The following is a 12,670-nucleotide window of genomic DNA, read 5'->3' as shown; positions in this document are numbered from 1 at the left end:
GCAAGGGGAGAGGCTTTAAAACCCCCATTCCCTTGCAGGGAAGGGGGGTAGGGGGGTTAGGTTTTTGGAGATTACGGGTTTGATATAATACTTTTCAAACAACCTCTTACACAAGAATAAGGTTTATGGCTGCACCACGCAGGGTATTAGCCACATTTTACGTAATTCGTAAGTTAATTATAGTTTTTATTTTTAAAGGATTATTACCATATAAATTGCATATACTCAAAACGGCTTGATTGTTTGATTCTAAACGTAGGGGTTTAGCACTGCTAAACCCCTACACATCTGGGTTCTTTGTCATTTGGCAAAAGTTTAAATCTCACCCGTGTTTAGTATAATTGGTATTTTTGTTCATCTGTTCCCCGCAGTTGTTTTGATTGCAGTAGAGAAAAGGCTGTTTCTGATGAACCCAGTAATCTCAAGGAACGTACTGATGATGACCAGTTTTGCAGTAAGCTGATTTGGTTTTTTTTACGTATTTGTGCGTGTGCGGGAGAGGGGGTGGATATTACTTCAACATTGGTAGTAATTTCTCGCCAATCTAGATTTAATCTGCGACATAGTTCTTCAAAGTTGGCATAACTAACAGGTTTACCAGTCAGGAAGTTGCTAATTGTCGCTAAGGACAATCCGGTATCATTAGCCAAGGCTCTTTGGTGGGGATAGCCATTGTGCGTGAGTGCTATTTTAACTTTGTCAATGTGGTCATTATTAACGCATAGTGATCTTGACATTGCTTATCCTGGGTTAATTTATAACATCATCAGTATATATTGGATTGTCTAATTATATCTTACGTATATTCTCATCTTTATGCCGGTTAAAGATGTGGCATAGTGAATTATATTTTTAACTACGGACTATGTATTAATAAAGTTAAGTTATAAGTCACGATAAGTCAGTGCTTCTCAGTACGTAAGTCAGTATAAGGTTGGTTAGACTGGAGCTAGTGTGTTTTACTAGCAGTGCTTGGAAATAGCAATCGGATAATTTCATCTACCAAATTATTAAAGGAACATCATCTAATGTTTAACTACAATGGCAGCCAATATACTTTAACCAGTTATGGAACATGGCAAGAAGCTCAGGCTCAGGCACAGAGTTTAGGCGGAAATCTTGTCACCATTAACAATCAAGCAGAGCAGGATTGGTTAGTCAGTACCTTTGGTGTTAATCAAACGCTGTGGATTGGTTTAACAGATGAGGTGACAGAAGGCACATTCAAGTGGGTGAGTGGTGAAATATCTACTTATACTAACTGGCTTCCCGGTGAACCAAATAATGGCTGGGATGGAGAAGATTATGTAGAAATGAATTTTGGTTCTCCTGGTAAGTGGAATGATTCTTCGAGTAACCAATTCCGCAGAGGCATTGTTGAAATCACATCTCCCACTTATACCCCTATCGAATCAACTGGCAACACCAAACTAGTTAAAGATATAACAGATAAATACTTTACCCAAATAGGGACAAATACCCCAATCGCTATCAAAAACGGTGGACAACAAATCTTCCAAAATATTTACCCCGGATGGCAAACCCTAGCAGCGGAAACTGTAAATGGTGAAAACCAAGTTCTCTGGAAAAATACTGCTGGAAACTATCTGCATATTTGGCGTTTAGATAATAACTGGAATCGTGTTTCTTCTGAAGGACAATTTGCATTAAATTCTGCGGCAGCTTTCACTCAAGAAACTAATTTTGGCATAGATACCAATGGTGATGGTATTATTGGCAGTCCTTACACCACAATTGAATCATCAGGTAACACTAAATTAGTCAAAGATACCGCCAATAAGTTCTTTGCCCAAGTGGGAGAAGGTATCCCAACTGCTATTAACAATGGTGGACAACAAATCTTCCAAAATATTTACGCAGGATGGCAAACCCTAGCAGCGGAAACCGTCAATGGCGTTAATCAAGTTCTTTGGAAAAACATTTCTGGAAACTTCCTGCATATCTGGAATTTAGATAATAACTGGAATTGGGTTTCTTCTGAAGGACAATACGCATTCAATTCTGCGGCGGCTTTCACTCAAGAGACTAATTTCGGCATAGACGCTAATAGTGATGGTGTGATTGGTAGTCCTGCTGGCAATCCTTACATTCTCATTGAATCATCAGGTAACACTAAATTAGTCAAAGATACCGCCAACAAATTCTTTGCTCAGGTGGGGCAAGCTATCCCAACTGCTATTAAAAATGGTGGAGTACAAATCTTCCAAGATGTCTACGCAGGATGGCAAACCCTAGCAGCGGAAACCGTCAATGGCGTTAATCAAGTTCTTTGGAAAAACATTTCTGGAAACTTCCTGCATATCTGGAATTTAGATAATAACTGGAATTGGGTTTCTTCTGAAGGACAATACGCATTCAATTCTGCGGCGGCTTTCACTCAAGAGACTAATTTCGGCATAGACGCTAATAGTGATGGTGCTATTGGCAATCCCTCTAGTCTGACTTTGACAGGTACTAGTGGTAATGACTTCCTCGTCGGTGGTACAAATAATGATGTTCTCACTGGTGCGGGTGGTAAAGATACCTTGACTGGTGGTTTAGGCAGCGATAAATTTGTCTACCAAAATCTTACTGATTCTCTCCTAGCTAATTTTGATGTCATCACTGATTTCAACGCTACTCCAGGTAATGATTTGTTCCGTGTTTCTACGGCATTAGCTGGATTTGTGGATGTGGGAGCAGTTAATACTCTAGATGCTGCTGGTATTGGGGCAAAATTAGCAGCCTTTGGTTCAAATTACGCTGCTCAATTCAGTTTCGGGCAAAAAACCTTTGTGGCTATTAATGACGCAACCGCAGGGTTTAATGCTGCTAATGATGCCATCATTGAAGTCACAGGATTAACAGGAACATTGAATGTTAATAATTTTGTGATTGTTTAGGGGATATTCAGCAAACCATCCTGTAATTGATGCGATATGTGGGGGTTTAGCACTGCTAAACCCTTACATATATCGAAGTTAAGGTAATTCATGTTGATTTAACACTAAAATTAATAATATTGACAGGTTAACTATCACGTTTTCGTCAAATTGTCAATAGTAAATTTTTACTATCTCTCAAGTTAGATCATTTCTGAGCAAATTCATGGCTAAAATTGTTCAAGGAATAGCTATTAATTTTGTAAAGTTTTGTATCGGACTGGGAGATTGATTTCTGGAACTACTGTCAATAAAGGGTTTGAGACTAACATCTTTTTAAAGATCAAAAATTGACAATGGTAACCCAATTATGAAATTCTCCGAAATTATAGCAAATCGCGGAAAGTATTGCAACCTCGTTGATAAATAGAAAAAATTCTCAATTAATTATTAAGAAAATCTAAAGGCAAATTACTATAAGTTATAAATATCAAAAGTATTCTTAGTTTAGGATAATTTTAACTTATGATAAAGCGACGAAAACTGATATATCTGAGAAAGAACGCTGGGGATTAAACTATGAGCATATTATTGGATTATAGCGTTTGCAGTAGCGTCTCGTATCCCTTGCGAGAATTTCAGATCCCCGACTTCTTAGAGAAGTCGGGGATCTTATTGTTGAGCATAATACCGGGCATATCTCCCTTCTAAAGCTAATAATTCCTCATGATTTCCCGACTCGACAATTTGCCCTTTTTCCAATACTAAAATGCGATCGCACTTCCGCACCGTTGACAATCTATGGGCAATAATTAACACCGTGCGGTTTTCCATTAATCTTTCCAAAGCCTCTTGTACCAAAGCTTCTGATTCGGAATCTAAGGCAGATGTGGCTTCATCAAGGATCAAGATTTGCGGGTTGAGCAGGACTGCACGAGCGATCGCAATTCGCTGTCTTTGTCCCCCTGATAAATTCACACCTCGCTCTCCTACCCAAGTATGATAACCTTCCGGTAGTTGCTGAATAAATTGATCAGCATTAGCAATTTTAGCCGCTGATTCCACTGCGTTAATATCAAAAATATTTTGTCCAAAAGCGATATTTTGGGCAATAGTTCCCGAAAACATAATTGTTTCTTGAGGAACAATCCCAATCTGTTTTCTTAAACTATTTAAAGTCACATCTCGAATATTTACATCATCAATAAAAATGTCCCCAAATTCAGGATCATAAAATCGAGGTAATAGATTCACAAAAGTAGTTTTACCAGCCCCAGAAGCACCAACCAGAGCAATAGCTTGACCTGGCATGACTAATAAACTAATATTATTTAATACAGGTTCTCCTGACTTATAGGCAAAAGTGATATGGCAATATTCAACTTTACCATTAACAGATGGAAGTGTAATAGCATCTGGTTTTTCTAATACCGTTGGTTGAATTGCTAATAACTCAAAAACCCGATCAACTGATGCCTCACCTTGTTTAAATTCATTATAGTTATTAGTAGTATGACCAATAGGATCAATTAACAAAGCTGCTGCTGTTAAATAACTAAAAAATTCACCGACAGTTAAATTGCGTTGAGATATTTGCCAAGTTCCTACCATTAATAAAGATAACGCACTGAGAGCTTCTAAAAATCCGACAATGGGAATTTGAATAGCCTTTAATCTTTCTAATGAATATTTAGCTTTAAAACTGCGTTCTGCTTCATGACTAAATCGCTCTATTTCGTATTTTTCCGCAGCAAAAGCTTGAATCAATCGAATCCCGCTAAAAACTTCCGTTAAAATAGCGGATAAATCAGAAATACGACTTTGACTTTTGAGAGAATATTTCCGTAAACGTTCCCCAAACCAACCAATTAAAATTCCCATAATTGGAGCAACAATTACCGTCGCTAAGGTAAGTTGCCAATTTAAATAAATCATGTAAATGGGAATAGCAATTAATTGCAAAACACAGGGAGTAAAATCATGAAAAAGTTTATTAATAACTTCTCCCACCCTGTCAACATCTTCCGTGAGACGATAAGATAAATCTCCAGCTTTAGCAGTTTCAAAATAGCTGAGATTGAGTTTTTGTAAATGAGTATAAACCTGTTGCCGGAGATAAAAAGCGATTCTTAACGCTGCCTTAGCCATGTATAAATCTTGTACAGACTGAAAAAAGCCCCTGACAAGAAATATAGCAGCACTGATTCCGGCTAATTGAGCGATCGCTAATACATTACCATTCCCGAAGGGAACAGCCAACTTACCCGCGACATTAATCAGGGTTAAAGTTGCCAGTACATATCCCAAAATCCCGACAAAACCCTTAGCAATAGGTTGCCATTGGGTGCGGATATAGGGTAAAAGTTGCCAATAATTAGAACGTGTTTTCAAGTTGTCACATCCACAAAAAATATTTTCCTTTGTTTGACGCTACCAGCTTTTGGTCATATTTGGGAATAGGGATGGGTAAACTGTCATCAAAACAAAGCATTTGATCATTTATTAGCTCTATTTTCTTTAATTACATGAATAACAGATGGTAATAAAGAAACAACAACAATTAAGCCAATTATTGCTAAAAGATACTTATCTAACTGTTCCGCTGGCAAAGTTTTTCCCAGGAAAAATCCTAACAAAGTAATTCCAAATGTCCAAACAAAACCACCAATTAAGTTATAAGACATAAAAGACCGATAGTGCATAGCCCCAATACCTGCTACAATCGGCGCAAAAGTCCTCACAATTGGCATAAATCTAGCTAAGACAATTGTTTTTTTACCATGCTTTTCATAAAAATCTTGAGTTTTCACAATATGTTTTTTACGAAATAACCAAGAATCATCCTTCTCAAATAATTTTCTGCCAAATTTATGCCCTGTAAAATACCCGACATTATCACCTAATACAGCACAAAAAAACGCACCAAAAATCAGTACCCAAATATTTAGCAAGTTTTGAGAAGCAACAAATCCAGCCGTAAATAGTAAACTATCACCAGGGAGAAAAAACCCAATCAATAAACCAGATTCAGCAAAGATAATTCCCCATACTCCAAAATAACCCAGCGATTTAATTAATTCCGGTAAATTAAAGTGCATAAAATCCGATTTGCTTAAGAAGTTGCATTCAACATTTTAACGTTCATAAATTATAAAAATACCAAATAATATTAAGTTTAGATAAAATTATTTTATATTCAAGAGATATTGGGGTAAAGGCGAAAAATGGCAAGATATTTAAAAGTGTTGAGATTATTTTGGAGTGCTGCCATTGCGGCAGAAATGGAATATCGTATTAATTTTATCATTTCTGCTTTCAGTAGCTTAGGTAATTTAGTAGGTAGTATCTTTGGTTTGTTCCTATTTTACCGCACAGGCTACACTTTTACGGGCTGGTCATGGGACGCAGCTTTAGTAGTCTTAGGAATTTTCACCCTATTACAAGGCTTTTCGGCTACCTTCCTCGCTCCCAACTTAAATCGGATTGTGCGTCATGTTCAAGAAGGGACTTTAGACTTTGTATTATTAAAACCTATTCGTAGTCAGTTTTGGTTATCTATTCATACCCTTTCCCTCTGGGGAATACCAGATTTAATCTTAGGTTTGCTCATCATTGGCTACGCTGGTACAAAACTTAACTTAGGAATTGACAAATACTTACTGACTATTTTTCCCTTGGCTTGCGGTTTAGTCATTCTTTACAGCCTGTGGTTTATCCTCAGCGCAACAAGTATTTGGTTTGTTAAAATATACAACGTCACAGAAGTATTAAGAGGGTTTCTAGATGCTGGAAGATATCCAATTACAGCCTATCCGGCGGCTTATCGCTTCTTCTTTACCTTTATAGTTCCAGTAACTTTTTTAACTACAGTTCCAGCCCAGTCTCTGTTAGGTCAAATTCAGTTTACCTGGTGGCTAGGTGCGGGATTTTTAGCAATTGTCTTATTCTTTATTTCTACTCAGTTTTGGCGGTTTGCCCTCCGTTTTTATACCAGTGCTTCCAGTTGATTATACAGCAGGAGTGAGCAGGCAAAAATTAAGATCCCCGACTTCTGCTGTCATCATCTCCAGAAATTGTGATTTGTCCTGAGAAGTCGGGGATTTGGGAAACCTAACGATTACAAGATATCTGGATTTTCACCCAATTCTCGTAATCTGGCAGCCAACCTATCTGCTTTTGCCTTAGCCTCCTCCTCTCGTGATTTAGCTGCCTCTGCTTGAGATTTAGCTGCCTCTGCTTGCGATTTAGCTGCTTCCTCTGGTAATAGAACTAGATTACCAGCAGCATCATAAAACCGCGCCCAAATAGCAGTTTCCCTTTCTACCCTTCCTTCCCAAGTTCCCAACCATAAACCTAAACGTCTACTCCATAACCAACCATGTTCATTGGGGATTAACGGCTGGTACTTTTGATTATCATCTAAATGCCATCCTTGTAAAGAACGAGGATTAAATGGATCATAGACAAAATAATCCGAGGTACGAAAAGTCTGTTCATAAAGGTCTTTTTTAATACCTTTATCTATTGCTGCTGTAGAAGGTGACATTAATTCCACAATTACATCAGGATAGCGACCATTCTCGTCCCAAACCACCCAACCTTGTCGAGTGTTAGTACCATCAATATTGAGAACAGCAAAGAAATCGGGACCGCGAAAATCACGATTACGAACCTGGGTGCTGCTGTAATAAATAAACATATTGCCCCCAGTAAAATAATCATTGCGATCGCACCAAAGCTGCTGCAATGATCGGATAAGGACATTCATTCCAGTCCGATGTCTATATGATTCCAAGGGTTCACCATCATCAAATATTAAGTCTGTTGGTGGGTCATGGGTTTCACCATCGTCAAACACATAATAAGTGGATGAGTCATGGGCTTCCCTGTCCACAATGGCTAGATTCTTTTCGGTAGTCATGAGTGATTATCGCCTTTTTCATCAAGCCTAAACTTCTATAATAATCTGCCCAGAGCTTTCTCAAAGTCTTTGACTATAGCGGTAATTGCTTAAAATTTATCAAAATTTCCGATTTTATCCAGTAAAATTACAGACAAGCGTATATTATATAGTTAGTCAACTCCTTAAAAGACTTCACAGGTGCAAAATGAGTTCAGAATCTAATGTTAAATTCACAATTACTCTTGCCAATCCAGATTTAGATGCAGAGGAGCAGGAACGGGAAACACGGAATCTGCTGCGAGACATTAATGACTTAGATGTGGAAAGTGCTGGATTTGTAGAAGTGACAGAAATACCAGAAGGAGCTAAATCTGTTGGTGGTTTTTTGGTCGGGGCTTTACAGGCTGAGGTCACTATTAGTAATTGTTATAAATTGTTGGCATGGTTGGGCGGCTTGGGTAACAAAAGTATTGAATTGGAAGTTGAAGTCAACGGAAAAAAGGTGAAAGTGAAAGCCAATGGTCAGAAAGAACTAACAGCAGCACTGGAATTAGCACAAAAATTTATCGCAGCTATACTCAACACGGCTTAATTACTTGATTCTTCGGGTAGGGGTTTAGCACTGCTAAACCCCTACAAATCTGGGGTTTTCGTGATTTTATAAAAGTCCATGTCTCAACCGTTTTTAGTATAACTAAGAAATCACACAATATAAGGAAAGAATAACGAGATGGCGAAAATAGCCCTACTCATAGGAGTTAGTGAGTATGAGCCTGGACTGAATCTATTACCAGCAGCGACAAAAGATGTTGAAGCCATGCGGCAAGTTTTGGAAAACCCAGAAATTGGCGGTTTTGATGAGGTCAAAGTGCTGGTAAATCCTCTACGACAAGAAATGGAAGAAGCCATCGAAATATTGTTTGATAATCGTCAAAAAAATGACCTCTTGCTGCTGTTTTTCTCTGGTCATGGCATTAAAGATGAAGAGGGTAGGCTTTACTTTGCTGCTCGTAACACCCGCAAAAATGACAAGGGAGTATTACTTAGGGCAACAACAGTACCAGCTACCTCTGTCCATGAGGTCATGAGGAATAGCCGCTCTAAACACGAGGTAGTGATTCTTGATTGTTGCTTTAGTGGCGCGTTTGGTAAAGATTTGTCAGCGAAAGGTGATGGTTTTATAGATATCAAAAATCAATTGGGTGGAGAAGGGCGAGCTGTTCTGACTTCTTCAAGTTCCACTCAATATTCCTTTGAACTGCAAGGGGCAGATACCTCAACTTACACCCGCTACATAGTTGAGGGGCTGAAAACTGGTGCAGCAGACCGGGACGAAGATGGTTCGATTTCCGTTGATGAATTGCATGAATACGCCAAAAGTAAGGTTCAAGAAGCCACTCCAGGAATGAAACCGGAGATATATGCTGTCAAAGAAGGTTATAAAATTCAGCTTGCTAAAGCACCTATAGATGATCCCAAGCTCAAATATCGTCGAGAAGTTGAATATTGCGTAAGGGACGGTGAGATTGATAATCTTGGTCGTATTACTTTAGATAACCAAAAAAAAAGATTGGGACTAACACCTGACGAAGCGGCGACTATAGAGGCTGATGTTTTAAAACCTTATCAAGACTACAAAGAAAATTTACAGGAATATCAGAAAGCATTTCTCCAAACAATTAAAGGTAAATTCCGTGTTAGTGATAAAACTCGTGCTAAATTGAAACGTCTTCAGCAAGTGTTAGGACTTAGAGATGAAGATACAGCCAAAATAGAAGATTCTCACAAAAGAAAACTTAATCTAGGTAATCAATTTATAGAAATATTGAGTCTAGGAATTATTAGTTTTGCGGTAGCATGGTATATTAAGCCGGATAAAGAATGTCTTCCATGTAAGTTACCTCCAATAAAAATTACCAACCAATTTGCACAAGTTCACAATGTACCTAAAGGAAAATTTAACTACGGTGGCAGCACTTCCTGGAGTTTTATATACCCAACGTTAGAATCAGAAATTAAAAAGACTCATCCTCAATTTGATATCAACATAAAAAAGGAGTTCGTAAAAGGTTCTGGAATAGGTATTGAGAAGTTAATAGATGGTGAACTGGATTTTGCTCTATTATCTCGTGATGTTTCCTCTTTAGAGAAGGACAAAGCTGGAAAAAAGTATTTTAGTCTTAAAGCAATTCCGGTTGTTAAAAGTGGTGTAGCAGTAGCCGTTAACCCCAAATTAGAGATCAATTCTCTGACCAAAGACCAAGTAAGTGAAATCTTTAGTGGAAAGATTAACAACTGGAGACAGGCTGGTAATCCAGCAGATATCCCAATTAAGCTTTATGAGCGTGGTAATAATTTTATAAGCATGAATGAGTTTAGAAAAAGTTTAGGAATTATAGCTTTTGATGACAAAAATATTAACTATGTTAATACAACTAATGAAGGACTCCAAGAAATCACTAAAGAACCTGGGGGAATCTTTGTAGGACCTATCTCAGATATAGTACCACAGTGTGGAGTTAAGACTTTACCTATTATTAATAAGGGTAAAACTTTCTATCCATACCAACAACAAAACTTCGTGTCACCTGCTGAATGTGGACCTGGCAAGCGTAATAAGGTTAACATAGAAGCGATTTATAGTGGTGAATATCCACTCCCTGTTGATTTTTATGTAGTGGTTAAGGAAAATGGTCGAGAAGCACAGCAAGCTGGTGAAGCGTATGCAAATCTACTTCAGACAGAACAAGCTAAAAACATGATAAGACAGCTTCAAGAAACTGGAGGTCTTGACAAAAATAAATAGTTGCTAATGCTTCACTTTGCTGAATCTTCGTGCAAAGTATCTATTAAGCAATTACAATTTTTCAGTTGATGGTGCAACAGGAAAAATTCAGTTTTCACAATCAGGCGATCGCATAAACAATAGCATCTTCTTAATCAAAGTTCAACAAAAACCTGGAACTAATAAATACGAGTTTGTGCCAATTCCTTAATTTTACAACTTTACTAAATAGCGATTATACTAAACACGGGTGAGATTTAAACTTTTGCCAAATGACAAAGAACCCAGATGTGTAGGGGTTTAGCAGTGCTAAACCCCTACGTTTAGAATCAAACAATCAAGCCGTTTTGAGTATACAAATTATCCTTAACCCAACTCCTAAAATTCCGCATAGCCTGACTTCTCCCAATAGTTAAACACTGCCGTACATACTCATTAACTAATTCAATAATAGGAATATTAGGAAAATTAGGACTAGATTGAGATTTTATATATTTCCCTTCTTGTAACAAGAAAATCTCCAAACCTTGTTGTTGATATCGCCAAAATTCAGGAACTCCCAAAATCTCATAATTGTCAAATCGAGTCCGAGAAGTAATATCAATTTCAATAGCCAAATCTGGTGGTGGCTCTATATTTAAATCAATGCGATTTTTGCCAATTACAGCAGCTTGATTTTGAATATAAAAACTCGTATCCGGTTCTACAGCTTGTCTCATTCTTTCATTTTTAAGTGTTGTCGAACCAAAAGGCTCAAAATCAATTTCTAATTTATCTAATAAAATTCTGACTAATTCACCAAATATCTCTTTATCTTTTTCATGTTCAGGTAAAGGAACCATAATTTCTAACCAACCATCACTATAAGAAATACGTGCTGCACGCCTTTCTCCCATTTCTTCTAAAATATTTTCTAACTGCGGCCAACTAATATCCTTGAGTAACATTTGTTGACCAGGGTTGACAATAATTTGTTGCAGTTCTAAAAGCATATCGCCTCAGAGATTGTCAAATTTTTGAGAGTTACCTTTCTTTATAATACGATCACTCACCCCTAAAATTGGTATTTTCGCTAAAATCAACATCTAAGGATTGTTGAACAGGAGAAACCAGGCGTGCCTACACTCGGTGTAAATATTGACCATATCGCTACCATTCGCCAAGCACGGCGCACAGTAGAACCAGATCCCATAGCAGCGGCAATTCTCGCAGAACTAGCGGGTGCAGATGGCATTACAGCCCATTTGCGCGAAGATAGAAGACATATTCAAGATAGAGACGTGCGACTATTGCGGGAAACGGTGAGAACCCACTTAAACCTAGAAATGGCAGCAACCGCAGAAATGTTAGCCATAGCCCTAGATATCAAACCCGATTATGTTACCTTAGTACCGGAAAAGCGGGAAGAAGTAACCACAGAAGGTGGTTTAAATATTGTCGGACAAATTGCTAGAATAGGAGAGATAGTTGATAAGTTGCAAAATGCTGGCATTCCCGTAAGTTTGTTTATTGATGCCGAACCACCACAAATTGAGGCATCTGTCAAGGTAAAAGCCAAATTTATTGAACTGCATACAGGACAATATGCGGAAGCCAAAGACGAAACAACTCGCCAAAAAGAACTAGCTTTATTAGCCCAAGGCTGTGAACAAGCCATTAAAGCAGGTTTACGGGTGAATGCCGGTCATGGACTCACATACTGGAACGTTTACCCCATTGCTGCACTTCCAGGCATGGAAGAACTAAACATCGGTCATACTATCATTAGTCGGGCAGCTTTAGTAGGTATTGAAAGAGCAGTTCGAGAAATGAAAGAAGCAATGCGGGGTAATTGGTAATTGGTGATTGGTAATTGGTAATTGGTAATTGGTAATTGGTAATTGGTAATTGGTAATTGGTGATTGGTGATTGGTGATTGGTGATTGGTGATTGGTAATTGGTAGTTGGTAGTTGGTAGTTGGTAATTGGGAAATATATTCCCCCTACCTTTTGCCTCTTTGGACTAGTAGTTCGTCAAATTTATTTTGACGGGTAATGATCGGAAAAAACTTCTGTTCTTCCATCCCCCACATCCCCCACCTCCCCCACCTCCCCCACATC

The 12,670-nt window shown here is 38.1% G+C and carries 10 protein-coding genes; 5 read left to right on the top strand and 5 right to left on the bottom strand.

Annotated elements, in window-relative coordinates:
* Positions 1–332: 332 nt before the first annotated feature.
* The gene (locus FJR09_RS09005; protein WP_015079181.1) at positions 333–737 is read right to left on the bottom strand and encodes a helix-turn-helix transcriptional regulator; all 405 of its coding nucleotides are present in this window, start codon (positions 735–737) and stop codon (positions 333–335) included.
* Positions 738–1,028: 291 nt separating this feature from the next.
* Here FJR09_RS09005 and FJR09_RS09000 point away from each other — a divergent pair, with 291 nt between their 5' ends.
* Complete coding sequence (locus FJR09_RS09000) at positions 1,029–2,903, top strand: bluetail domain-containing putative surface protein (RefSeq protein ID WP_015079180.1); 1,875 nt, start codon at positions 1,029–1,031, stop codon at positions 2,901–2,903.
* Between the two features lie 651 nt (positions 2,904–3,554).
* Here the strand turns inward: FJR09_RS09000 and FJR09_RS08995 are convergent.
* Positions 3,555–5,273 (bottom strand): ABC transporter ATP-binding protein, encoded by a 1,719-nt coding sequence (locus FJR09_RS08995; RefSeq protein WP_168652652.1) that lies wholly within the window; start codon positions 5,271–5,273, stop codon positions 3,555–3,557.
* 104 nt (positions 5,274–5,377) lie between these two features.
* Positions 5,378–5,980 (bottom strand): DedA family protein, encoded by a 603-nt coding sequence (locus FJR09_RS08990; RefSeq protein ID WP_015079178.1) that lies wholly within the window; start codon positions 5,978–5,980, stop codon positions 5,378–5,380.
* Between the two features lie 126 nt (positions 5,981–6,106).
* Between FJR09_RS08990 and FJR09_RS08985 the strand changes: the two genes are divergently transcribed.
* Entirely contained in the window at positions 6,107–6,889 is a 783-nt protein-coding gene (locus FJR09_RS08985) for an ABC transporter permease (protein ID WP_015079177.1), read from the top strand.
* 110 nt (positions 6,890–6,999) lie between these two features.
* On the opposite strand, the gene FJR09_RS08980 is transcribed toward FJR09_RS08985, so the two are convergent.
* Complete coding sequence (locus tag FJR09_RS08980; protein WP_174783277.1) at positions 7,000–7,803, bottom strand: Uma2 family endonuclease; 804 nt, start codon at positions 7,801–7,803, stop codon at positions 7,000–7,002.
* Positions 7,804–7,990: 187 nt separating this feature from the next.
* On the opposite strand from FJR09_RS08980, the gene FJR09_RS08975 reads away from it, so the two are divergent.
* Both FJR09_RS08975 and FJR09_RS08970 read left to right on the top strand, forming a co-directional pair.
* A complete protein-coding gene (locus FJR09_RS08975; protein ID WP_168652653.1) occupies positions 7,991–8,377 on the top strand; it encodes a hypothetical protein in 387 nt (128 codons plus the stop codon).
* 138 nt (positions 8,378–8,515) lie between these two features.
* Positions 8,516–10,591 carry a substrate-binding domain-containing protein gene (locus tag FJR09_RS08970; protein ID WP_168652654.1) on the top strand — a complete coding sequence of 692 codons (2,076 nt, stop codon included), beginning with the start codon at positions 8,516–8,518 and terminating at the stop codon, positions 10,589–10,591.
* A gap of 308 nt (positions 10,592–10,899) precedes the next feature.
* Here the strand turns inward: FJR09_RS08970 and FJR09_RS08965 are convergent, their stop codons facing one another.
* Positions 10,900–11,562 carry a Uma2 family endonuclease gene (locus tag FJR09_RS08965; protein ID WP_168651688.1) on the bottom strand — a complete coding sequence of 221 codons (663 nt, stop codon included), beginning with the start codon at positions 11,560–11,562 and terminating at the stop codon, positions 10,900–10,902.
* Positions 11,563–11,685: 123 nt separating this feature from the next.
* On the opposite strand from FJR09_RS08965, the gene FJR09_RS08960 reads away from it, so the two are divergent.
* Entirely contained in the window at positions 11,686–12,408 is a 723-nt protein-coding gene (locus FJR09_RS08960) for a pyridoxine 5'-phosphate synthase (RefSeq protein ID WP_015079172.1), read from the top strand.
* The last annotated feature ends 262 nt before the right edge of the window (positions 12,409–12,670 follow it).

The organism is Dolichospermum sp. UHCC 0406 (genome assembly GCF_009712025.1).
Taxonomy (GTDB): domain Bacteria; phylum Cyanobacteriota; class Cyanobacteriia; order Cyanobacteriales; family Nostocaceae; genus Dolichospermum; species Dolichospermum lemmermannii.
The sequence above is the reverse complement of the archived record's forward strand: the minus strand, read 5'-3'. Positions and strand labels throughout refer to the sequence as shown.